The 24,181-nt window shown below is 39.8% G+C and carries 27 protein-coding genes; 8 read left to right on the top strand and 19 right to left on the bottom strand.

The annotated features are described in order from the left end of the window. Window positions 1-58: 58 nt before the first annotated feature. The 4 genes from ACHUFN_RS12550 to ACHUFN_RS12565 all read left to right on the top strand — a co-directional run bounded on the left by ACHUFN_RS12550 (window position 59) and on the right by ACHUFN_RS12565 (window position 2,275). The gene (locus ACHUFN_RS12550; RefSeq protein ID WP_394222743.1) at window positions 59-265 is read left to right on the top strand and encodes a hypothetical protein; all 207 of its coding nucleotides are present in this window, start codon (window positions 59-61) and stop codon (window positions 263-265) included. Window positions 266-332: 67 nt separating this feature from the next. After that, window positions 333-1,805 carry a hypothetical protein gene (locus ACHUFN_RS12555; protein ID WP_394222744.1) on the top strand — a complete coding sequence of 491 codons (1,473 nt, stop codon included), beginning with the start codon at window positions 333-335 and terminating at the stop codon, window positions 1,803-1,805. A gap of 108 nt (window positions 1,806-1,913) precedes the next feature. Beyond that, a complete protein-coding gene (locus tag ACHUFN_RS12560) occupies window positions 1,914-2,099 on the top strand; it encodes a ribosome modulation factor (RefSeq protein ID WP_394222746.1) in 186 nt (61 codons plus the stop codon). After that, a complete protein-coding gene (locus ACHUFN_RS12565) occupies window positions 2,099-2,275 on the top strand; it encodes a hypothetical protein (RefSeq protein WP_394222747.1) in 177 nt (58 codons plus the stop codon). The genes ACHUFN_RS12560 and ACHUFN_RS12565 overlap by 1 nt, the downstream gene beginning before the upstream one ends. Window positions 2,276-2,372: 97 nt before the next feature. On the opposite strand, the gene ACHUFN_RS12570 is transcribed toward ACHUFN_RS12565, so the two are convergent. The 7 genes from ACHUFN_RS12570 to ACHUFN_RS12600 all read right to left on the bottom strand — a co-directional run bounded on the left by ACHUFN_RS12570 (window position 2,373) and on the right by ACHUFN_RS12600 (window position 10,084). Further along, entirely contained in the window at window positions 2,373-2,711 is a 339-nt protein-coding gene (locus tag ACHUFN_RS12570; protein ID WP_394222748.1) for a hypothetical protein, read from the bottom strand. A 259-nt stretch (window positions 2,712-2,970) separates the two neighbouring features. Beyond that, window positions 2,971-4,194, bottom strand: a complete 1,224-nt coding sequence (locus tag ACHUFN_RS12575; protein WP_394222750.1) for a DNA cytosine methyltransferase — start codon at window positions 4,192-4,194, stop codon at window positions 2,971-2,973. 815 nt (window positions 4,195-5,009) lie between these two features. Continuing rightward, window positions 5,010-5,636 (bottom strand): hypothetical protein, encoded by a 627-nt coding sequence (locus ACHUFN_RS12580; RefSeq protein WP_394222751.1) that lies wholly within the window; start codon window positions 5,634-5,636, stop codon window positions 5,010-5,012. 313 nt (window positions 5,637-5,949) lie between these two features. Then, window positions 5,950-6,525, bottom strand: a complete 576-nt coding sequence (locus tag ACHUFN_RS12585) for a DUF1353 domain-containing protein (protein ID WP_394222752.1) — start codon at window positions 6,523-6,525, stop codon at window positions 5,950-5,952. 207 nt (window positions 6,526-6,732) lie between these two features. Further along, entirely contained in the window at window positions 6,733-7,989 is a 1,257-nt protein-coding gene (locus ACHUFN_RS12590) for a Y-family DNA polymerase (protein WP_394222753.1), read from the bottom strand. Next, window positions 7,986-8,387, bottom strand: a complete 402-nt coding sequence (locus ACHUFN_RS12595; protein ID WP_394222754.1) for a LexA family protein — start codon at window positions 8,385-8,387, stop codon at window positions 7,986-7,988. The genes ACHUFN_RS12590 and ACHUFN_RS12595 overlap by 4 nt, the downstream gene beginning before the upstream one ends. A 584-nt stretch (window positions 8,388-8,971) precedes the next feature. Then, window positions 8,972-10,084, bottom strand: coding sequence for a hypothetical protein (locus ACHUFN_RS12600; protein WP_394222755.1), 1,113 nt, complete (start codon window positions 10,082-10,084; stop codon window positions 8,972-8,974). 548 nt (window positions 10,085-10,632) lie between these two features. On the opposite strand from ACHUFN_RS12600, the gene ACHUFN_RS12605 reads away from it, so the two are divergent. The 4 genes from ACHUFN_RS12605 (at window position 10,633) to ACHUFN_RS12620 (ending at window position 14,245) form a co-directional block, all read left to right on the top strand. Further along, entirely contained in the window at window positions 10,633-10,920 is a 288-nt protein-coding gene (locus tag ACHUFN_RS12605) for a hypothetical protein (RefSeq protein WP_394222756.1), read from the top strand. 38 nt (window positions 10,921-10,958) lie between these two features. Then, entirely contained in the window at window positions 10,959-11,960 is a 1,002-nt protein-coding gene (locus ACHUFN_RS12610; RefSeq protein ID WP_394222757.1) for a tyrosine-type recombinase/integrase, read from the top strand. A 33-nt stretch (window positions 11,961-11,993) separates the two neighbouring features. After that, entirely contained in the window at window positions 11,994-12,272 is a 279-nt protein-coding gene (locus tag ACHUFN_RS12615; RefSeq protein ID WP_394222758.1) for an HU family DNA-binding protein, read from the top strand. A 374-nt stretch (window positions 12,273-12,646) separates the two neighbouring features. Next, a complete protein-coding gene (locus ACHUFN_RS12620; RefSeq protein WP_394222759.1) occupies window positions 12,647-14,245 on the top strand; it encodes an LA2681 family HEPN domain-containing protein in 1,599 nt (532 codons plus the stop codon). A 149-nt stretch (window positions 14,246-14,394) separates the two neighbouring features. Here ACHUFN_RS12620 and ACHUFN_RS20195 read toward each other — a convergent pair whose 3' ends face one another. The 12 genes from ACHUFN_RS20195 to ACHUFN_RS12675 form a co-directional block, all read right to left on the bottom strand. Beyond that, complete coding sequence (locus ACHUFN_RS20195; RefSeq protein ID WP_463424082.1) at window positions 14,395-14,559, bottom strand: IS1/IS1595 family N-terminal zinc-binding domain-containing protein; 165 nt, start codon at window positions 14,557-14,559, stop codon at window positions 14,395-14,397. 627 nt (window positions 14,560-15,186) lie between these two features. Further along, the gene (locus tag ACHUFN_RS12625) at window positions 15,187-15,723 is read right to left on the bottom strand and encodes a DUF3592 domain-containing protein (protein WP_394222760.1); all 537 of its coding nucleotides are present in this window, start codon (window positions 15,721-15,723) and stop codon (window positions 15,187-15,189) included. A gap of 66 nt (window positions 15,724-15,789) precedes the next feature. After that, window positions 15,790-16,008, bottom strand: a complete 219-nt coding sequence (locus tag ACHUFN_RS12630) for a hypothetical protein (RefSeq protein WP_394222761.1) — start codon at window positions 16,006-16,008, stop codon at window positions 15,790-15,792. A 155-nt stretch (window positions 16,009-16,163) separates the two neighbouring features. Continuing rightward, window positions 16,164-17,189, bottom strand: coding sequence for a DUF6602 domain-containing protein (locus ACHUFN_RS12635; RefSeq protein ID WP_394222763.1), 1,026 nt, complete (start codon window positions 17,187-17,189; stop codon window positions 16,164-16,166). Between the two features lie 175 nt (window positions 17,190-17,364). Beyond that, window positions 17,365-17,700, bottom strand: coding sequence for a hypothetical protein (locus ACHUFN_RS12640; RefSeq protein WP_394222764.1), 336 nt, complete (start codon window positions 17,698-17,700; stop codon window positions 17,365-17,367). Window positions 17,701-17,808: 108 nt separating this feature from the next. Then, window positions 17,809-18,003 (bottom strand): hypothetical protein, encoded by a 195-nt coding sequence (locus ACHUFN_RS12645; RefSeq protein ID WP_394222765.1) that lies wholly within the window; start codon window positions 18,001-18,003, stop codon window positions 17,809-17,811. A 55-nt stretch (window positions 18,004-18,058) separates the two neighbouring features. Beyond that, window positions 18,059-18,847 (bottom strand): PEP-CTERM/exosortase system-associated acyltransferase, encoded by a 789-nt coding sequence (locus ACHUFN_RS12650; protein ID WP_394222766.1) that lies wholly within the window; start codon window positions 18,845-18,847, stop codon window positions 18,059-18,061. A gap of 305 nt (window positions 18,848-19,152) precedes the next feature. Further along, window positions 19,153-19,371 carry a hypothetical protein gene (locus tag ACHUFN_RS12655; protein ID WP_394222767.1) on the bottom strand — a complete coding sequence of 73 codons (219 nt, stop codon included), beginning with the start codon at window positions 19,369-19,371 and terminating at the stop codon, window positions 19,153-19,155. A 165-nt stretch (window positions 19,372-19,536) separates the two neighbouring features. Continuing rightward, window positions 19,537-21,390 carry a vWA domain-containing protein gene (locus ACHUFN_RS12660; protein ID WP_394222768.1) on the bottom strand — a complete coding sequence of 618 codons (1,854 nt, stop codon included), beginning with the start codon at window positions 21,388-21,390 and terminating at the stop codon, window positions 19,537-19,539. 124 nt (window positions 21,391-21,514) lie between these two features. Beyond that, window positions 21,515-22,612, bottom strand: a complete 1,098-nt coding sequence (locus ACHUFN_RS12665) for a DUF3150 domain-containing protein (protein ID WP_394222769.1) — start codon at window positions 22,610-22,612, stop codon at window positions 21,515-21,517. Between the two features lie 130 nt (window positions 22,613-22,742). Then, window positions 22,743-23,069 carry a hypothetical protein gene (locus ACHUFN_RS12670; protein WP_394222770.1) on the bottom strand — a complete coding sequence of 109 codons (327 nt, stop codon included), beginning with the start codon at window positions 23,067-23,069 and terminating at the stop codon, window positions 22,743-22,745. 26 nt (window positions 23,070-23,095) lie between these two features. Continuing rightward, window positions 23,096-24,127 (bottom strand): AAA family ATPase, encoded by a 1,032-nt coding sequence (locus ACHUFN_RS12675; protein WP_394222771.1) that lies wholly within the window; start codon window positions 24,125-24,127, stop codon window positions 23,096-23,098. Between the last annotated feature and the right edge of the window lie 54 nt (window positions 24,128-24,181).

Below are 24,181 nucleotides of genomic sequence, written 5' to 3' on the forward strand. Positions count from 1 at the left end.
CCAGCGTGAATGCTTGATACAGGGACTAATTTAAGAAATTGAACATAAGGAATAAACGATGAAGATATTTAAATATGTAGTTTTGTGTTTACTAGCAGGGTTAGTAATTATTTATTACGAAAAGAGCATTATTCCGCTCGCGCTCGATAGCGAATACCATCAGTTAGGTGATATTTTCGCCGCTTATATTCCATTGGTTTTTGCTCTTACATGGATAGTTTACGGCGGTTATCGGTTCTTTATAGCTGATAAAACGACAGGGTAATGAAGTCATTATGCCAAATCACACCTTTTGCATTGAATTTTAGAATCAATATTTATTCGGATTTCCTATGATAGACGCAATTCTTTCTTTAACGCAGGCACCTCCTCGTCTCAACGAAAAGAGTCTCGCAAATATTTATCGTCGTATATCTCATTTCTTTCCGAACTTAGATGAAACAGGTAGAACACAGTTTCTATCTGAATTATTTAATGTGCGCTCTATAGATGAATGCATATCCGATGAATTCGTGTTTCAAAATATTGAACCTTCCGTTGATAGAGAGGAATTGCGTGTACTTGCAGAAAGAATTATCGGCTATACAAACTATTCGTTAGAACAAGCGAAGAGCGTGGTCAGAAGTGTCCTAAATACGATCCCAAAACGTTTTGATGACCTTATCGATTACACCACAGAAGAGCGATTGAAGGCTTTTAAGGAAGCGGCTAACTTTCACCTATCAGTCTATACAGGAAAAGAATTTCATTTAGAAACGCTCGATAATATAGCCAACGTTTTTGAACAACTCCCAGACGTCGCTATCACGCTATTTGGCAATTCACAGATGGACGAGAGTCGAACTGTAAGTGATGAAGCGATAGAAGCCTTTACAGTTCGTCAAAAGATGCTCTATAGGGCTGGCGATTATTACTTAAATCACAGAGTCGGATTTAAAACCAACTCCATGTGGTTAGCATGTTTCATATCAAGCAATAGTTTTGGCTGTTTGGATGGGTGGTTACATAGGGATGGCGAGTTGTGCAATAACAGACATTTCGGGTTTAAAGACGACGATGCTGTTGTCGAGCTAGTTCTATCTTCGCTACGCTATCTTGATGAATATTTTAGTCGACAAGTTGAATATAAAGGCGTGAGTTCTAATGAAGCTATGAGCTTCTGCCGAACTGGCTCTATGTATATCGAGGCCATGCTTGATGCAGTCGAATATATTGTAAAATGCAGAGAAGCAAAAGGAGAGTTCTTTGACAATGCCTACGAGAGCATAATGGCCATGCTTGATGAACACTCACTATTATTAGACGGTCGTCAAGAGCTGAAGTTACTGACACATAAAGTTGCTTTTGATTGTGTAACTGGCTTTACCCAACGTCAATTCGACTTGTTATATGAAATAGTCGAAGATGACTACGGAACCCAAGGGCCACCTCCTGACATGTATACTTTTTTTGATGCATGGAACTTCATGGTATATGGCCAACAACATGATATCAAAGCTATGTTGGGTCCATTATTTTTAAGATCTAATTATCATAGGTCGTCATTGACAGAACTGTCTAACTTTGTCACTGCTCAACTGGAGAATGATGAGCTCGAAAAGTATTGGGAAGACATGTTCATGGGATACTTCACCAACTATTTATTTACTTTAGTTAACAAAAACTCCCATAGTCATTTTCTGTTTGATGAGATATTAGCCGCTTCTTTGGATGCCAGAGGCATCGTTGACAATAAAGATGTTGTAAGGACAATGGCCGAGCTGGGTCATCAACGATCACGACAAGCCATGAATGAATACTATTAAACATTGCACGAACGGTGTGAGTTCAAATACAGGGTTGCGTCATTGGTAAGTACCTTACAGTAACGGTATTGTTTTCATTTCCTTAATGATAGTGGAGAAAGTGATTTTATGAGTGATACCGAACAAAAGTTTCCAGTCAATGAAGTCCATGCCGCATGGCAGGAAGGTTACGACGCATTTGATGCAAATATCGAACATCCAAACCCACCCTACGAAAATGGCTCGCTTGAAGCCGAGTCATGGCTTGATGGCTGGAGTGACAAAGAAGAAGATTTACAGCAGCAGGACAAGTAGTGAAACAGATCGAGCAGCGCAAAGAAGTACCTCCTGTATTAGTTAAGACATGGTATGAACTTATTAAGAATGGCCCGGATAATGAAACACGGGAGCATGCACAAAAAATGCTGCTTGGGGCATTTGGTTCTCACCATGAGTTAGAAAAATACCTCAGAAAGAACAAACTCATTTAAATATTTGCTAGTTAATAAAAAAGGCACTCTATATTATATATAGTGCCTTTTTTGTATTTGTAGCTCATTACGATGTAAGGGCCTGTACGTCCATCATCTATCCACGAGAAGCAAAATCAACTGGGATTACATTTGAGGACTTCTGTACAAAGAAGGGTTCAAGTTTTAGGTTGGCTGAATGGTCAATCGATGCGCAGTCACCAAAAGCGTCCTTTATATCACCGAACACTCTTACAGCTTGATAGTCTTTAAATGTCTCTGGCCAATAATATACTTTGCCATCAGTGGCAGTGATATGAAAATAATAGTTCCACGATTTAGTATTATAATCAGGGCTGTGGTTTGCTATACGGCAGACTAACCTGTTTCCATCCTTTATTGCTCGATGCAGATCTCGAAGCTCTTTTTCGTCGGCAGATAATAATAATTCGTTCATAGCTAATAAACTCTTCTTTACGTCACTTGAAATATAATACGAAGAAAAAGGAAGCCTAAGATTTATTAAGGAGGTTAAAAAGCTAAGTTAACATACCAATCTGAAAATATTTCGGAAACCACTTATACGGAAGACTAAGATTCATTAAGTTAAATGGTAAGCAACGATAGGGGAAATAATAAGTGAATGCTTCAGCTGAAAAGCCATCGGAAGCACTCATGCTCTAAAGCTGCCAGTAACTTTTCTGGCCTTACCAACTTTAATTTCTGTTCATATTAGGGAGTTCAGTGTAGCCCTTCGGGTATCCCATAAACTGTTCACAAAATTCTGGATGAAGCCCACCAGCGTTTGCACCAACAGCCATAATTTCCCCCACGAGACCACCCAACTTTCCCGGTCTTGTAAGTCGACTTTTGCAAGTAAAGTTATTATTGCCGTCTTTTTTCAAAAGAGTGCTGTATAAGCCCACATAACGCTGCTTAGAAACATTCAACAAATCACATTTACCGTTTGAGAAAATGGCGTCAGAGTGCGCTACACCGCGTGTAGGCATGCATGTTACATATTTACTATCTAACACCCACTTAGTACCTTCACGTACACCCGCTAATAGGTCATCTGAGATATGGGTATTGCTTTTGTCATCTTTAGATACTTCAAGTATACGAATTGAGTCAAAGATGGCTTTTGCTATATCAGGGATGATGGCATTGCCTAATGAATTAATTCGTTTGGTTCGAAGTTTAATCGACTTAGGGTTTTCACATACTGCTTCGCCTAAAACCCATTTAGGTTCCTCTTCCAATAGAGGCATTTTGAATGGTTTATCTAAATTTGCTAACGCAACCTGACGAACATGGTCAAATACATTACGTTTACTCTGGCCAGCACCCGTTGAAGGGAGATAAGCAACGATATATACACGGTGACGGTAATGAGGATAATTAAAAGCCGTAGCGCTGATCGTTTCCCACTCAACGATGTAGCCGAGTTCGGTCAGTCGGGCCACAATGTAGCTTAATCCTTTTCGATTTAAACGTTCAGCGTTTTCGAACACACAATAGGGTATTTCTAGGTCTTCAATTATTCTCAACTGCTCGTAAACCAATGATGATTGTTTACCATCAATTCCAGAATTGTCGTTAACATTGGCACTAGACACGTTTTGGCATGGGAATCCCCCAGTAGCGATATCGGGGAAGGGCACTACACCTTCAAAAAAGTCCTCATATGTGACGGTAGAGAACCCCGTCTCCTCACACGGAACAACGTCTTCATCAGTGATGGCGCTATGGAAAGCTGTCGGTACTGCCAAATCGCAGATATTACCTGCGTTTTCCATACAGAACTTTTCATCTATAAGGCGATTGTTATACGGGTCCGTTTCACTGCATAACATAGTGTCGATAAATCCGCTTTGCTTAGCTGCGAGAGAAAAACCACCTAAGCCCGTAAACATGTCGAGATGATTAAAGCGCTGCATATGAATCCCTAATCCTGTTTTATGCCAACCAATATATAACGGAATTAAAGGACGCAAGCGGAGTAGTTTTGTCCACAGAGGATATGGTTTAAATACCTATTGGTCGACAGTTAGAATGGACTTATAGTGCCTAAACATGATAGGTGCCTTAATACCCGATAAGATGAAGCTACAGTTTTTTCCGTAATTTGCTAAATATTGTTTAAAGCCATCGAGAGGTTTATTCTTGACACCACTGTCAACCTAAACAGAAAAATTCACTTTAATGGCTAAACGCGACATAGCAATGAAGTTCATAACGAGGCTAGGAAACGGCTGGACAGTCCGTGTGGCTATTCCCAAAACGAACGGAGAGAATTATATCTACAGCCGTTTTTTGGATAGGGACTTCGGCTCTAAGGATGCTTAACTTAGCGCTGCACAGAAACAACGAGATTACGACGCCAAATTAATTGGCGCAGATAAGAAACGAATACGCAAAAAAAAGACAGATGCAAAAAAATCAGACCTTATTACTGGTTTATCTGAAGTGAGGACCGTTGAACGTTATAAAAATGGGTCGGTATACGAGAGAAACTACATCATTGCGTATCACCCTGTGAAATGGCGCACTCTAAAAAAGAAGTATATGTATAAAGACAACCCGACCAGAGCAGCAAGCAGAACAAGGAGTGAGGCTATAAAGTGTGCAGAAAAGGTACGCAAAGAATGGGAAAATGAACAGGGAATGGTTAATTGATTTTATCTATGAATGACAATTTGGTTCACGCATGATAACCCGAATTATCATGCGTGAAAAAACAATAACATAGCGACTAACTCTTCTCGCTATCCTTTGACGTCGAAACACTGACCTTATCACTTTTGAACTGGCGCTTTAACGCATCTTGGGGTGCGGTCTTTTTGTTGCTACGTGACCGCTTCGCAGCCTGCCAGCCCGATAAAAAATAAGACTCAAGCATTTTTACTACTCGCGAGCGCTCACGTTCTGAAAGCGCTGCCAGATAAGCATTGATATGAAGTTCGTCGTCGTCGTATCGCTGGTGGTTAAAATCTTCAATTGGAAGGTCCCAAATGCTGCGATATCTCTCTTGTAGCACGTATTCAAGTGCTTCATCAAAAGTATCAGCTTCCATCCCCTTTGTGAGTTCCATGATTTTGGAGTGTGTCTGTTTATTCATCAGGATGGTTTTTTTGCTATGTCCCTTACGGTACTTATAGCTTCTGAAGCGCGAGCGTATTGTTAGAACGGTATGCTCATCCAGTTCACTTTTAAGCAGCTTCATCGCGCTCTTATAGTCAGAAAGAGAATGTATGTCATCGAGCAGTAAATGTACCTTGGCATATCCACCAGCGACGAACGACTCAGGTCCCAGTGCCCTGATAAATGCTTCAAACGCTTTGGACTGACTGTACTCTAGCCACAATTCATCTTTGTTCATAGGTATATTGCTCCTCTCATGCGAATGAAGTTTAGAGCAATTAGCTATTCATTTCATCTAACATCATGTTTCATTAGGATTAATATCGCTATTTTTACCTTTTTAAAGAAAATTCGCATGATTCGATATTAAAATTAGAGCTTCTGGCGCTTTGTGAACGACAATTAGTTAACCTTTTATCGTGCAATGTCGCACATAAATTAAGGTATTAATATGTTACGCGTAATTTTGATAATTCTTGCGATTCTTGTCGTCCTCGGCCTCTATCTTCTTGACTGGCCGACCACGAAAGAATTTATTCAGCAATTGTTAGTCAAGGCCTTCCAGTAAGAGTAGTGCCATGGATGGCATTGGCTACGCTCTGTTTTTCAAGGTATTCTTTAAGTCGCTTTTCTATCTGAGCCCACGTTTCATTTGGTTGATCTGCTACAAAACCTTCTGGTACAAAACGAATCACTCCACGCTGATTAAGCTCAGTATTCTCTGACCATGCTGAACTACCTGCAACACGGACTGCCATATAAATTGGCACTCGCTTCCAACGTGGCACATCAGCAGACTCCATGGCAGAATTTAGAAAACTATCGGCACACTCTTGGTCACATTCAGGAAACTGCATCCAGTATAAATAATCGTGAACTACGGCTGCTGGTGTATATATATCACATGGTGGGAAGGCTACCCAGAAAGAACGTGGGACACTCGCGAAGTCTGTTACGAACCCTTTTGGTACATATCTATCTTCACCATTTAGTTCGAATTTAAGTGGCTCTTGAACAATCCAGTATTTGCCATCACCTGTGACCCTCGCACTTAGTGGTGATTTCACTGATGTTGCACAGCCTGAAAAGAGGGAAACTACAACGAATATAATGAGACAGCGGTACATAACATTTTCCTTGTCGGTAGTGTCCAACTACATCCATAACGTTGGATATGTGTAAGGGAGCCTTAAAAACAGTCTCCAAGTTCATACAAGCCAATATCAAGCATAGCTAAATATCATTCAAGTATAAATTTCTAGCTAATTCCAATTACAGAAAAACTAATCAACGATTTCCATTTACAACCATTCATAGCAGTCATCATTGTTAAATTAGCATTTGATACGTGGAATTTCGTGGATACGCGTAGTGTACCGTTTCGAAAGGTAATTGCGTCTCATGGCGAAGCGTTGCTTGAACCCTTTGGCAGCGAAGCTTACTGTATCTCTTCCAAATCTTGCGTTCATGGTATCTAAAGCATTCATAAGCGCGGGGTTGTCTGTACATTGCGAAAACAGATCATGTTGGTAGTACGCACTGTCCTTCAAATCCACGAGACCTACCCCGACCTTGTAATACCGAAGTTTAGGCACAAACAAAGAGCCTATGCCGGAAGAAATCGCCCCTATAATGTTGCGTGTGTCAGAGGTTGGTACCTCGAAGGGCGTATAGAACGTTTTCTTTTGATAGGGTTCGTCATCATGAGGCGAATTCGCCGCGAAAAGTACAATACCACCAGCTACACTGTTCTGGGCACGCAACTTACTTGCTGCAATTTCAGCATGGCTAACTAATGCCGATTTCAGCTCTTCTATACTTGATACTCGCTGGCCAAAGCTGCGGGTGGAATAGATCTCTTTCTTTGCGGGTCTGACATCATCCCAAGAAAGTCTCACTTCTCCCTGTAACTCCCGTACTGTGTTTTCCAGCGTTATCGAAAAGTACTTACGCATTTTGCTTGGATTCTGTTGCGCTAATTGAAAACCGTTCTTTATCCCCATGGCGGCAAGACGTTTCTCCAATCGACTACCTATACCCCACACATCAGACGTTTCCATTTGCGTGAGGACGTGACGCTTATGCTGGTCAGAGCGCACAATTGCTGAGCCATTGAAGCCCGGTAATTTCTTTGAGGCGTGATTTGCAGCTTTGGCCAACGTGCAATTGACACCGAATCCCACCCCAATAGGAATACGTAATTGGCGCCATAGTGCTCTTCTTATATCAAGCCCTAGCTGTACCCATTGTTCATCAGACATTTCATTCTCAAATCGCATGAACCCCTCGTCGATGCTGTATTCATACAGTTCATCTGTGTATTCATGGAGAAGTGAAAACATCTTGCTAGATATATCTGCGTATAGCTCATAGTTACTTGATCGCACAACAGCGTTAAATTTTCTGATGTCATCCTTCATCTGGAACATCGGCAAAAACTTCTTAAAGCCCAATCTTTTAGCAATTGGGCACAATGCGACACAACAACCGTCATTGTTGGAGAAAACTAATACTGGGCGTTGCCTTATACTGGGGTCCAGAGACTTCTCTGCACAGGCATAGAAGCTGGTGGCGTCACAAAGAGCTATCATTGGATGTTTAATGGCTTGAATAAGCGCACAGAGCGAATTACCGTTCCTTCAATGGCGAAGTCATCTGCATCAGAGATTTGATAAGGGGGATAATCGGGCGATGAAGATAAAAGACGCCTATTTCGCATATCAAGGCGTTTGCATACAAACTCACCACCAACAGCGCATACTACAACTGCATTATCCTTAATAGGCTCCGAGCGCGAGATTATAAGTAAATCACCATCGAAGATACCATCGCCTACCATCGAATTACCTTGAGCCAAGCCAATGAATGTCGCAGCTGGTTTATCAATAAGAAGCGAATCGAGATTAATACTTCGTTCGACATAGCCAGAAGCCGGTGACTCAAACCCTACGATACCAGCCTGAATTTTCAACTTGAGAACTTTCAACATAACCAACACTGTATATAAAAACAGTATTATCGCAGTTATTCAGATTTTTTTAAAATTAAATCAATCAGTGTTCGGTCTCGAAGCTATCCTCTTCGCATAAACTATAGTAGCTCATAATATCTGACAGTTTCGCAGAATAGCTTTAGATTCTATCTATACAACGGATTCACTTGCTACCTCTCTGGCGACTTTTCACCTAGCCGGTAGATACATTCTAGTTGCGCAGTGATTTTGCTTAGTGATAAATTCGATATGTTTGATTTGTCCTTGCTTTGTGATAATTGAATTGATGAATTAGACATGATTAATCTTTCCTTTGTGATGATTGGGTTGATTAGTTAAACAAATGGTCGATACATGCTGCGTCAACAGCTGTATCGACCGACTCACGTATAACTGCGTCTACAGTTGCACATAAATATGAGCTGGTGAAAAAGCTACTGGGGCCTTCACCTGCGCCTTTTTATTTTCTTGGTGGGTTATTAGAACGACCTTTACCTGAAGGCCTACCTGTTGTACTTGGTCCATTCTTAAGAGTAAGCATAAAATCCTCACTTTGTGTTTATCGTTTCATAAATTGAATATCAAAGGACTTCAACGCCCGGTAGGTATCCACCTGCGGCGGCTATATTTGTTTTTAGTTGAAATTCAGCTTCCTCCGTTAGATTGAAATGACTGGCTAGCTTTTTATAGACATCGATGATTTTGTCCTGCGGTACGTTCCTTATGATGACTTGGGCCTCGCGTAGACCTCTGTCTTCTTGAATATGAATTCGGTACTCCATGTTCTTGTTCATAGTTAATCTGCATTTCACGCCCTTAAATGCCATATTGGACAGCGCCAACAATTCATCCGGCACGGTTACATCAGCAATACTCTTATCGTGTCGCAATCCGTTATTGCCATGAATTAGTTGGCTTTTGAAACAACGTATAGCTTGTGGTTCAACATACCCTGTATCAGAACTTGTAAAGTTATGGATTTCGTTACCCGTAAGGTTCACAGGGCGAGCATCAAGATGCTTGGTGTTGTACACAATTTCTGCTGGGAGTCCGAAGTTGCTTATATTGTTAAAATAGAAGTCACAAAAAAGGTACAAAATTACGTGCTCATCTTTATGAATAACAACATTGTCCCACCCGTAGTCCTTTATTCTTGGGGCGCTACGCCAATCGATAATTGAGTCAGAGGATGCAATAAACTCGCTCATTTTTTCAAACCATTCCTTTGTTTCATCCTGTTCAAGGTGCTGCTTTATCCAATCAAGAACTGCGGGAATATTTCGTTTTGAACAACCATTGAGCATTGAAGTAATTCTAAAACCGGCGCCAAGATCAAAGCTCTCTTTTTTGGCTAACACACTATCCCCAACCAGATGCGTTAAAATCTTTACGGTACCTTCAGAGCTAAAAGCCTGAACCAGCCCTTGACGATAAAATGAGTTATTTCTTTCTGGGAGTTGTGATAAATACTCGGCAACAGACTCGTATATAGTCGCCTCTAGATACTTTCCCGAATCCTGCCTTGGCATACCATAGCGAGCTATAAGGAGATTACATTTGGTAGGGCCGAGATTTTGCTTTCCATTCTTGTAATGATTGATATTCGTTTCGTTAATGCCTAAATACTCTGCAATATCTTTTTGCTTCTCGTTCATTAACTCAGCCTTAGCTATAGCGTGGTTAATTACCGCCACTGAGTATTCCATTGTGATTTACTTTATATCCATTGATGCGTCCCTCATTAAGTTGATTGACTAAGAGACTAGCAAATAGCGTAGTAATTGGAATTAGTAAAAAACTAAATTACCACTAAATACCTTTAGGAGGCGCTTGAAACATAATATCGATGAGATACCTGCACTGGCTAAGAATACAAAAACGTGTTGTATCACAAACAAAAAGACCTTGAGTCTTAACGTGTTGCATCACGCCTTTAAATCATGATGCATCACAAAAAGCATAAAATGTGTTGTAACACCCCCACCCTAAGCTATAATTTTATAACTTGTTTAAATCAGACTTTTAACAAGTTAAAGTAAATTTCGAAGAGTAGGGTGCTATTTTGACTAGTAATAGTGTTTTAGTGCTCAAATTCGACGTACATTTGTTTGAAATGTAACGGCGAATATGGGGCTAGGAATGGAATGATAGAAACGTGTTGTATCACACTGCAACTTTTTGTTGCCCTATGAAATTGAATGGTATATTGAACGGCGGTATTGAAAATCAGGAAAACCTTTAGATGAATAAAAGACAGCTTAAGAGTGAGATGTTTGTTGAAATATGTGAACGCACTATGGCCACTTGGCTTCCTGTCCGTAAAAGTATTACCGAAGTACCATTCAACGAAAAATGTAAATTTTGGTACCAATTGTGGGCTCCAATATTTGTATCATTTATAGCTGTCGTTGCTTTGGATTGGATTGGTATTTTTATCGCGATTGCATTAAATTTCTGGTGGTTTGGTCAGTGGAACCGTTATTTAAAAGCATGTGAAGCGCAAAGCAGCGTCAATGATAGACAAAAATAAATAACGTCGGATTCAAAGCGTCGTCCACGAAAGACAAAATGAAAATAAATGTCGAGCTTACATCTATGTCCACGAAAGACACATTAACAGTCATCGAAGCTGAAACAACATTACCTTTGTCATCGAGAGACAATATTAAAATCTCTCCTTCAACATTACATCTGATGACTTTGCGCTCTAAGCGTTCAAGGAAAACAGTCGCATCACAACTAAATCAGATTGTGAGAATATTCGGACATGACAAGCACGAAACATTTGATTGGATAGCAATGAAGCCCGTTGATATAGATGTCGTTATTGAAACGCTTTTAGAAATTCGTAAGATGAAGCCAAGAACTGTAAACTCATACCTTGCGGCCATCAGAGGGGTTTTTCGAGCCGCTTATATGAATGGAATAGTGAACAATGAAACTTACCATCGAATTCAGCAAATACGAAACGTTAAAGCTGAAACTATTGCCAAAGGCCGAAAACCTATAAAGAAAGAAGCTGTAAAAATACTAGTTGAGCACTGTCTGTCTCTGGGTGACGCTATAGGCTTTAGGGATGCAACGATAATTTCATTGCTTGCAGGTAGTGGCTTACGCAGAGACGAACTAGTTAATATTAAGCTCAAAGATTACGACTCCTCACTAAGAAAGTTTGTAGTTACAGGAAAAGGCAACAAAGAGCGAACCGTAGATATCCCCCCTAATACCTGCAAACGTTTGAATGAATGGATTGATAAATATCGAGGTGCCCTACCCGGTTACATTTTCTGTAGCATAAATAAGTGGGGTCAAATGAATATAAGCGATAATTCCCCATTAAGCGGAAACGCCATATATGATTTACTTAAGAAACGGACCAAAGAATTATCACACGATCATGTAAGGCCACATGGTTTAAGGCGCTTTTGCGGGACTAACATGCTGAAGAACGGCATAGATCTAGTTGTAGTAAGAGATGTACTAGGTCACAACAGCATTAGCACGACCCAGATATACATAGAGAATGACGAAGCTGAATTGCAAAAAGCAGTTGAGTTAAACGACATATAAAACTAAGCAAAAAACTAATAGGTGACTATAAATATGAATAAAAGTGAATTAATAGATAGCATTGCAGAAAAAACAGGCCTTTCTAAAGCAGATGCAGGTAAGGCGTTAGCTGGCTTCACGGAAACTGTGACTGAAGCGCTGAAAAGCAATGACTCAATTGCACTAGTTGGATTCGGTACCTTCTCTGTATCAGATAGACCAGAGCGTCAAGGTCGTAACCCAGCGACCGGTGAAGCTATGACAATTGCCGCTAAGCGCGTTGCAAAATTCAAAATAGGTAAAGGCCTAGACGACGCAATAAACAGCAAATAACATAATGGAAAAAAGCAGTCATCTGACAAGCCGATACGGAAATTTGGATCTTTCATTGAAGCTTTAACATAAAAGCCTTGCGGGAAACTGTAAGGCTTTCGTTTTTTTAGTACATACACCTATCTTGCAGACCTGACTTAAATAATATAGTGATTATAAATCCCCTCTCAGGTGTCTATTGTTGACTTTTTTGTGAGATATATCTATGTAACTTTCAAACTAGAACCGCGCCAAATGCAAGATTAGAATCTTTAACAGTATAGTTACAGGTAAAGTCATCAAACTCCAACAGCAGTCACACATATTAGAAAGCTAGTATTGCGCCGTTTGTATCTAGCTGACACACTAAACCCTAAGAAACATGGCGTAATTACATGAAAGACAGAATTATTATCGTACTGAATGAAATTGATAAATATATAAAGCTTAATGACACCTCGAAGGCGTTAGAGCTTTCTTTATCCGCTCTTACTAATATTAAGAAGAACAAAGAGGATGAAAACTTCTACCTTGAGGCTATTTTCAAAATCTCAGGTTATTTTGTTGATATTGCCCATTTATCAAATTTACAAGAAGTTAAGAGTAAAGCATCGAAAATTGGCTTGGATCTATTGGAAAAGAATAGAGATAGGTTGTTGGGGATTGTGGGTGAGTTTAACTATTTTTATTTCTTGGCTAACGCAAAATCAAACTTCATTACAGTAGAAAATCCGTTTGAACATGACTTTAATTCAATAAATCAACTTATTGACCACAAGGCTCTTCTGTGGAAGTCACTAAAAGCTTCAAATTTTAGCCATTTGCAAGGAATGACTAATCTTGCAAATTCACTTAAACAGCAGTTTCGATTAGTTGAAGCCTTAAAATATTATGATGAGGTCATAAGATTCAATCCAAATATTGCACAGGCATGGGTAAACCGTTCTGAAACTTTACTAATGATTAATCAAGTTTCTAATAGTTTTAGTTTACCTATGCTCGAAGAAGTTAAAAAAGGCTACATAGAGGCAAGCCTATCTTCAGAAGCCCCTGAAAGCTTTAAGAGCTACTGGGCAGACTTGGCTGATACTTTCCAGTCAAAGATCACTTCAATCTGTATTGAAGAAGGCATATCACTGTCTGATTATGATGAGCATGAGACACAAGCTGAATATGAATCTTTAAGTGAATACAGAAAATTTTGTCTGGATAATGATTTGGCTCTTTCTGAACATGGTCTGTACTGTAAGTGCAATGGAAGTAGGAGGGATGAGTTAACAATACCAACTAGGGGCGGTGTAACTGGAAATTTCATTGAGCCAATGGAAAAACTCCTAAACCGAATGAAATCAGAGTTTGGCCTTGCTAGAAAGTTGTATTACGAATCGATTCTACTACCCGAAAATGAACAGGAATTTTTTGAGCTTGGGTTTTCAGAGCTTCAGGATAACGAGGAACTTGGGGTTAGCATTGAAAAATTAAGAACATCATTTCGTCTGTGTTTCGGAATTTTGGATAAGATTGGTGTTGGGGTATGTGAAATGTTTAATATTTACCCAGACAATAATCAAAATGTCTATTTTACGAACATGTGGCGCTTTGATGGTGATCCTGAAAGGGTTGAAAAATTTAACAGCTTGAAAAATCCAAGCCTGCTCTCGCTTTACAGCATTTCTTCTGATTTAAATGATAAAAAATCTGGAGAGTGGAGTTTCTTTAAGGACTATCGCAATGCTCTTGAACATGAATATGTAGTAATTTACCAAGGTGATGAATCACTTGTAGAAAGTGAGTATAGTGAGTTCTCTTTTAAAAAGAAAATTACTTATATTCATATAGATGAATTTGAAAGCAATTTATTGCTTATGTTGCAATTGACTAGATCTGCAATTTTTTCATTTGTATATGCAGTTAGGAGTCACGCGCTTACTAATAAAAAGGAGAGCGATATTTTAATTACTAAGGTAATGGAAAAGAAAGGTTATGAGGAATAACCAACTTCTGTATTAATCGTTATATTTCTTGAAGTAAATAATTTTCTCTACTGCAACAGGGCCTTTTGCTAGGCCCATTTTCATAGCTGGGGTAGTTTTATTTTTTACGTCAGGCTGGCAGTAGTTATAATAAACCCTGAAAATATCCCCTAGTTCCAGATGAATGCTTTGCCTGTAAAGGATGTGCCACACACGTTGCATAGATAGCGCTGGTTACCCTTCGGGGTTTTACCACGCTTTTTTATTGATGTTGGCTCGTCACCAGAATTGCTTGGGCAGTCAATGTTCGTGCATTGCGTTCCGGGTTCAACCAAGTAGGCAGAGATGCGCTGAAGCTCCTCGTAGATGCCCTTATTGCTTTTTAGTGAGTAGAACTTCTGGTTATCGAAAGGTGACTTGCTGGCGTAGGAGATACAGCCTTTGCATTTAATTGCTGATGATTTTTTGCCCGTGCCTGAAATGGTATAATATTTAGTGTGCTTAATGGCTTGACGGCCTTTTCCGTTTTTTATTATGGTTATTTAAGTCCTCTATATCCTTGATGCCTTCTGGTGTCAGACCAAAGTTCTCACATTTCGTAAACTTACATCAATTGACCTGAATTCCTCGAAAAGCGAAGGGAATGGCGGGTGGTTTGTCTTGGCAAGATATTTTGCTCACTAAAAAGCGCTATATACCGTAGGAATTTACAGCAATTATAGCGCTTTATTTCAGTTAGCCAAGTTTACAGATCCAAATTTCCGTATCGGCTTGGTCATCTGACTGCTTTTTTTTACTTTCTGCTTTGCCCTAATATAAATTGACAAAATATATTAGACCGAAATAATCATGATTTCATTATACGGGCTTAGGTAAAGAACAGTCCTCTAGAGTTTTAGCATCAAAATTACAAACCGTGCCTAGAGAAACCTTGAAAAGGTGAACACCCAAACTCAAAGCAGTCATTGTTCATATTTTAACTTGAACACGAAAACATGCACCAGCCAAAGAAAAGCCAACCAAGAAATAAAAAAACCCACAAGCAACATCGACATATGCTCCCAAATAATATTCTTGACCAAAATGGACTCTGCCGAGTTACTTGGATTTATGTAAATATCAATAGGTTCGGAGTCTAGGAACTTTCTCTCAAGTTTTTGAGCCAACCCAAGCATAAAGCTGTCGTCATAAACGTCATACCAAGTAACATTTCTTCCTGTGTGTTCCTGATCATTAACTGTGTATTTATACAGGATGCGGGGCGTATATAACGCATATTGGCTTCGATTATCTCTGGTAGTTGTTGTTATCATTTCGTCAATATAGACATTTATTAGCGTTGCTTTATAAGGCTCCCAATTTATAGACGTGATTGGGCCAGCTAAACCTTGAAATACTTTCATCGAGAATACGATGACAAATATTAGGGTGATCAAAGCAACAAAGAGAAGCCCCAATCTTGCTTTTCTGAATTGTTCACGACTTATCTCTATTGTCATTAAAAGGCCACTTCTAGAACGTTATGTAGAAATTTAAAAGGTTTGATTAGCGACACCTCACATTTTTTAATAACCGTCCGAACTCATAGATTGGAAGTCTGAAGCCTTCAATTCGTTGTTTTTCTTATCTAGAGCTAAGTGTGATTCGATTATCTTATCTGAAACTGGAGAGCCCGTGTTAATAAGCCACGAGACATACAGGAAAAGCATTAAAAAAGAGAAACCGAAGGCACCAAAGGTACAATTAAACCACAATGGAACTTTAGAACGGGAATCTTTATGCATAGTAGGCTCCTTTTACTAGCAGACAAACGTTTTAGATAAGTAATAGTCTAAGACAAAGATCGAGATTGTGGTTAGAATTAGAGCAAGAATTTTACTTCTTAATTAGTTCTCTTTGTTTATGAATCAAAAACATCAAAAGGCTTCTTTAATTAGATTTAATACTCACGCAGTTGATTGGGATTCCTCAACTGCTCGATGGAATTTTGATTTAAAACCTCGATATCGAAACCATAAACAGATTGTGTAAAACGATTGTTGTAGTGTTCATAAAATGCCACCATTTTATAGTCAAGAAGTTCGTTATTAAATAAACTCTTAGAGAGGTTATATCCAAAGTTGCCTAGCACAGAATTGTTTGTACCGACATAGATTAAGTCTTTAATATCGATGTCGGCCAATGCTAACGAACCTGAAGATAAATATGGATTGTAAAACACCTCAACGTCGGGGAGCCAATCACAGGGAAACTTTTCATCGTAATTAATCGTTCTCAAACTACCTATTGAAAAAGCATCGTTTACAACCACTAAATCAACCAAGTCTGTAGGGTGTTCCCACTTATGTAGAGATACTTTTTCTAATAATGTATCCATTTCTCTCTTAGACACAGAAACGTGATAGCTTGGATCTTCCACTTTCGCCTGACTTAGACTACTGGTATGTGCAAGAACACCAAAAATAACATCCCTGCATAGTTCGTTTTTTAACGTTCCAGATGTTTTGTGTTTATTTAAGATTTCACTCGTTTCGAAGATTTTATCTAAGTGGCTGGTCTTTAGGTTTAACTTCACTTCAAACGCTGCAACTACAAAGTCGTAGTTTACATAATTACGATCAGCAAGTTCAGGCATGTCCTTCACAATGACCAAATCAATTTCTGGTGACCTTGTTCCATCATTGAATTGGATAATTACTTTATTTAGTATTTCAAAATCCGTAAAAGGAATCATAGTTGAAATAATAGTGGACCATGTTTTCTCAACAGTGCCACCCACCATAGCAGGGTTTTCACGAACGACAGGTTTAAGTGATTCGATATCGCCTGAAATCAAACTTTTCATAGATTTCAACTTCGCAATAAGCCGAGGAGAGGTGCGATCAGATTGCTCCATCTGAGAAACAAATACATCCTTAAAGTTATCGTTGCCACCTCTGTCAAATAGCTCACATGGTTTAGACATTGTATTTCCTATTAGATTTTTAACTCAGTAATCGCCTGTCGGATTTTGTACAACTCCTGTTCAGAGCTAGGCGAGTCCGTGAATAATTGTTAATCGTCTATTAAAGATTTCAAACGCTTGAGTAGTAACTTGTAGGCTTTGTTATCTGCGATTAATAATTGACGGTTCTTGTAAGTCATCGTGATTCATGTTTCCAGATAGGGAACTTTTTATAATGTTCTAGTTGCTCAGCTGAGCTTACGTCCCTTGCCCTAAAAAGAATTTTTTGTGAAATAGCTAATTCCTTTAAAAGCATGATTTCAACTGAGTTCAGTTCTACATCTGGTAAGTACATTGAAGCTATAGATTTGTCAGCAAACGTATGCTTATAGTGCTCATAAACTCGATCTGAATAGCTCGCTATATTTGTTACATCAAAACGTTTTTCATTACATTCTTCTGAAGTGAAAATGCATAAACCAGTGTTCCCATTTCTGGAACCAAACCAAACGAACGTGCCCATATTTTCCATTTTATTTCCTATTAACTGAATTCTTTCGTCATATAGTCTTTGTTAGATTAAGCACACACATGACTCTACTTCGTTATCGTTACTGCATCTTAAATATAAAGCTGAAGCTTATGTTACAGTAAAATGCTTTTTGGCCTGACGAAGTGCTTCGTGTTCATTCTCCGCGTTAATCCTTGAAGTAACTTTCAAGTCTGGAGCGCGTAACTTATCTCGCTCCATTTTTGCTAAATCTGGGTCTTCATAAGGTTTACTGATACAAACTCGTCCATCCGGTACAACTCGATAACCAAACCACCAAGGCATATTAATTCCTTATATAAAACAGGTATATTGTTAACAATAAAAAGCGATTTAAAAATTAACGCAATTTAGCCAAATAACTATTGAATAATAACTTAAATGGTAACTTTATACTCTTAACTGCGTCATCAGCATGAATATAAAAAGGGGCTCTCTTTCCGTGATAATCTATTTCGGTACCTATTTGTTTAAAGGCTAGGCCAACGACCGACATTTTTCGAGCTAAAGCAGGTTCAATCATTACATAAACGTGCTTTCGACCTGAGTTCACTGCTATAGCTGCGGCGGCAAGGTACAGACAAACGGCTATTAATGGAAATGCCCGTGATGCCTTTTTGATAGTTGATTTGCTCTTGATGTTTCCAAGGCCAGCACCTAAAAATTTATCTACATTCCGAGCTCTGAATTGACTTGGTATGGCTAAACGGGATACCTCACATATATCTTCTCTACGAAAACAATTAGGGTGATAGCGCATATCTGTAATTGAGTGTAAGCATGACTCTTCAATCGGTAATAGTTGAACATCTGTGACTGGAGATACTAGCCGGACGGTACCACAATAATCGTTACTATGCTTAAGCGACAATAAGCAATGTGTTGAATAGTGATCACTTTCGTTGAACTCAAGGTTGCAATCATTCAAAGGCTCTAAGTTCAGTTCTTCTGCAAATACGTTATACCTAATTGAAAAACAAGCTTCTCGTTTTGTTGGTGATGTTGCAATAACCGGAAGGAATAAATGTTTAGCACTGTTTATTGTACGATATAGGGAAAGGGCGCGTTTGGTACCTGACACTACTTGATTAAATGGAGATGTACTTCTTTGGTTTGTAATTGATTGCATCGTAATTCCTTAGCCTCATTCTTTGACGACTATGAAATTACCATCGATTCATTTGGCGCAAGCGTTGGCCACTCAGCGCTAAGGGTTGCCTTGCATTATTTAATATCAAAGAGCAAAAAAAAACCTCGCTATTGCGAGGTTCTTAGAGTTATTTATCATTCGGCTTCCTGAAGGTCTCAGGAAAGTATTTGTACCCTATCTTGTCCCAATCAATAAGAATTCCAGCACATCCTAAAACGGCTAGGATACAAATTGTCGAATAAACAATAATTTGATACATAATGTCGTTACCCATATTACTTTCCTTAACTGTACTTCAAGTAGCGATAAACCGCAATTCCACCCGCAATTATGATGAATAATCCACCCATAATAGCGGAGACTACTGCTGCTCTATATTCAGCGAACCCAAGTTCCTGTGACAAGATAATTGGAAAAAGGCCACCAGCAAATAAAGCTGGTCCAAATGCCAAAAATATTATCTCAATGAACAAGAGAACTGCGTCTTTCATAGACTTTTTCATAAGCGCTCTCCTCTTTAATTGCTCATAGAGCCAATAAAAAGAGATGAACGAACCCAATAAAGGGAGTTATCTCCCCTTATGGGCTTCTATGAAATATTTTCTTATTATTTTATGCCTTCCAAAAAAGGCATTAGTCAAAACTGGCTCTAATAGAGAGCCATAAGTTTATGCAAAGTTTTTAAGTACAAGTTCAGATAACTTTGATTGCAGCTCTGAGCAATCTGAAACACAGACGCTGTTGCTTTCATCAAATCCACTGACCTCACTTACACCAATGCCGATAGCAACGAGATGCACTCCCATTTCACCAGCTAACTGCTTGGCAGCTTTCACAGTTTCTTCATTACACCGACCATCAGTAATAACGCAGATAACTTTCTCGCCAGAGGCATTAAAAGAAATCATACGCATTAATATAGACTGCAATGCTTCGCCTGTTGGTGTTGAAGAGCCTATAGCAGGCACAGCCATGTCTTTACTGACAGGTTGCAACCATCCCTTTGTCTCTATAATCGAGTTTGCGACGGGATAGTGATAGCAAGCTGTCTTGACATCTCTGTGTGGCTGAAGGCCTTTCATAACACCATAAGCAGCATCATTAGCCAGATCTATATTTCCTTTGTATTTCATGGAAACGGATACATCCACCAGCAACGCCAGATTGAAACCTAAGTTTCGTCTTTCTGTCGGATTAACGAACACATTAAAATTGCCAGCATTTACGCCTGCAATCTTAGATGCGTCTACACGTTTACCAGAACGATCATAACGTTTAGTTACTTGACCTTTCTTGGTTAAACGATGCTGATTAAACGCTTGCCCAATAGATTGAGAGTAACGTTCTGCATTATGAGTAATACTGCCTATGCCATCAGGCAACGTGTTGACAATATCAAGTGGTTGGAATTCTCCATCACATTGAATGCAAGCACGCCCTTCATTTCTTGCTATCTCGGCCATCTCACCAATAGTCTCTTGAAGCTCTTTATGGAGATCTTCAACATCGGCTTGATTACCTTCTTCAAGTGCTGCTTCTGCGAATTGTTGCGCTTTATCTGAGCCGTTGCCACTGCCAGATTGAGCTGAGTTTTCATCGCCACTTTGGTCACCCTCGCCACTGTTGTTTTGAGTATCACCATCGTCTTGACTATCACCCTCACCTTGACCGCTGTTGCCGTCTTGATTTGAGTCATCCTCGCCTTCACTACCAGAGCCCTGCCCGTCATCTGAATCGTCTGAGTCAGCACCGTCATCATCAGATGAACCGTTGCCTGAGTTATTTTCAGAGCCATCACCGCTATCGCTAGAGTCAGAATTCGAATCTGAGCTTTCATCATCATTTGACTGTTCTGAATTATCATTACTGTCATTTGAGTCATCGTTCTCATCATCTTGGTCTTCAGATTCGTCTTGCAACAATTCTAAGACCTTTTCGGCAATGCATATAGCATCATCAGTGTTTTTGCACTGATCAATCCCAGACATGATATCGACTAACTTATCTGCGAATTCGTCACCCGCCTGCTGGCGAATATACGCAATTGCTAAGTTAGCTTCTTCAAGCAAGTTTTGACCGATTGAACTTCTCCCTTTATAGAGCACATAAGAAAACACTAGCTGCATCGGTGAATCATCAGGTTGAGGAGTGCTAAATTTGCCCTCCTGTTTCCAAATATTCACTCCAGCTGCGTTTTCTATCTCCATACCCGGATATGCATTTATAACCGCTTTTTCCATACGAGCATCTTCAACCGCATTGGTGAGATTCATAAGGAGCTTGTTTTTAGCAATCCGAGGGAGTGTAGAGAAATCAGTAAACTTGATATGACCAAGTTCGTGATTAATGTACCACTCTACAAGTGCAAGGTAATTTGGATCGCTCCAATCGCCTTCAGGGATGTGAATTGCATCTTTTGTCGCAAACGGAGAACCGCCTTTAACAAGTTTGATGCCGATATCACCACGAGGTGACATGATATTTGCCAATGCGCGAGCTTTAGCAAGGATTGTATTTTTCATTAACATATTGTCCTCCTACAGACTTAAGTAACCCGCAGAGACAATTCCCCTAAAAAGGGAATGCCCCTTTTAGGGAGTTAATGGTAAATAACAAAAAGGTGACGCCGAAGCGCCACCGATCAGTTTAAAAGAATGATAAGAAATCATCCTGTTGTGGTGTTGATACTTGTGGAGGAATATTGTTTTCAACAACAACTTCTTCTTCAAGCATAACGTCCTCAGCTTCATCAGTCACAGAAGTGACTGTTTCAGCAGCGTCATCAGAAACCGTAGTCTCAATCTCAGCTTTAGGCTCTACCACTGGTTGAGTTGGAACATCAGTTACATCATTTGCTTCAGCAACGACATCAGGCTCATTAGAGTCATCGTCGATAGATTGCTGTGCATCACAGTTACTGCTTGCAGAATTGTTTTTCCACAAGTCTTGGTCCAATAATGTTTGAGGGTCTTTTAGTCCAGCTAACATAATTCGAATAGAATTAAGTTGAACGCCATCATCAATCACCCCAGCTTTGGGCAGCTCTTTGACTACAGAGTCAATGTACTGCACAAACTTGATAGCACCACCATAAAGCACAACCCCATCATAGATTAGGTCGCGTAGCGCGTTTAGACGCTTAATCAAGTAAGATGCCTTTGGCCTCTCACCTAATTTCTTAAGGTTGTTATCCGCTTCCTTTTCAATACGCTCAAACAATACTGCTTTAGCGTCTTGTTCAAACAAGTTTTCTTCGCCCGGAATTGCCATAAATGGCAACGGTGTATCCAGTTTAAATTTAAACTCATCTGACACATCCTGAGCAGAAGGCAACTTCTTTTCGAGGTATAAACGAGAACGGTCATCAAGCTTACTTAAAACATCAGCAGAAATGCGCGAGTAATCAGCAACAAGACTGGCAACGTTCACTTCCCATTCACTAATGATTTTATCGGTTTCCCGTTTCAAATCATTCCACTTAGAAGCCAAAACAATGTATGAGCGACCAGAACCACGACGCAAAGCACCGAATCTTTCTTCCCATAGACGTTCTAACTTCTTATGTGTACTCCAGATAAAGCGCTTATCCTCATTACTAAGGATACGAGTCAATTGACTCTGAAGCATTTCTGCTGGAATCTCGGCATCCTTAGAAACTAAGTTGCCTTTCGTCAAAGCCTTATCACCAGACCAATTTTCAAGTGAGTAACCGACTAAGATGTAGTTATTGTTAAGTTGTACCATGATGTCCTCCTACAGACATTGAGTGACTTGTGCGAAAGTCAAAATATTAATTAAAACACCCTAACACGCACGAGGAGGACACAACTTCCCTGACAGGGAAGAAGTATCTTCCCTGTTGGGATGGTAGAAATTAAGCGGTAAAGAAACTAAAGGGTCCGTTTACTGCTTCTTGGATTGTAATGTTATCGGCCAAGGAACTGTAATTGTTTTCAAGGCGCTTTTTCTGTTTTGCTAAGAACAAATCAGAAGCAGCTTGGTTATCACCACAATCTTTGACGTAATAAACTAACTTCCTGTGTTGCTCAGGGTGAGAATACACAGTATGTAATTTATTACCGTCTTTTCGTAAGAAATAATACTTACATGGTGTTCCATCTGAGTAATGCTTTATGAAGAACTTATCCCAGATAAACATTTTTATTAACGCCGGTACAGGAGAGGCATTGACATCAATCAAGCCACTCTTATTGCCCTGACCGGCTACTACTTTCCCTCAAGCTGCTTAGGTGTCTTAGAGAGCGCGTCTCCAGCCACTTTTCGCAAAATACCGCCGTCACCCATAAGAGCAACATAAGTTTGCGAATCTAAGCCTGCTAAGAAAGCTGTTTCTAGACAATCCTCAAGCGTTGCTTCAAAACCACGTTTAACCATTTGGTCAGCCCATGATTTAAGCCCTCGGAAAGTCAGTAAGGCTGTTATGCCATTCGTGCGACTCGCATCTCTGCGACGACCCACTTTTGGCCCAAGCGTTGCGTCTCGCAATGCATTGGCGACAGTCAGCATTGTGCTGATGGTTGTCATGCCTAGCATTGGGAAGCCCTTAGCAATGATTTCAGACTCCTTACTCGGCTTTAAATAGTCGAAAGTAATAAAATTGAATCTGTCTAAGAACGCATCGTCCTGAACTCTAGATGAAGGAAAGGCTGGATTTGCTTCTCGCCCGTTGGTGTTCGCACACACAGCAAGTCTGAACCATTCACCGGGGTGAACAACCTCTTTAGTATCCTCTATAAGCCACGGCTTCATTTCCGCTACGCGGTGTAACGAAGCTGCGGTATCAGGACCAAGCTTGTCGCCCTCATCAAGTAAACAGAACACACCGTGTTTCATCGCATCAGCGACAGCCGCAAGGTCAAATTCTGTTTCAACGCCGTCACCCTTGTTACGCAAAACAAACTTGCCTTGCAGCTTGTCTGTTTGTGTATCAGGAGTGGCACTTAGCACAAGCATTGGTAAACCAACGCGAGAGCAGATGAAGTGCCATAGTTCGGTTTTGCCAGTACCCGGAGGTCCAAAGCACCAAATCGAACGGCCATTCGGTCTAACTAACCACATAAGTGCATTAATTAGAACGTCGGTATCAGGTTGATAATGTGGATCACATGACGGTACCTGAAGATGACTCGGAAAGTTATTCGGAATCTCAATAACGATATCCTTCTTAAAACCGCATTCTGGGAACATTGCTTTAAGATTAACTTTATTACGAGTATTTATATTTTGAACATTGTTCATTGTGTAGTCCTCCTACAGACTTATGTAAATAGGACTACTCCCCATCGGAGTAGT

The sequence above is a fragment of the Alteromonas gracilis genome, assembly GCF_043642145.1.
Lineage (GTDB): Bacteria > Pseudomonadota > Gammaproteobacteria > Enterobacterales > Alteromonadaceae > Alteromonas > Alteromonas gracilis_B.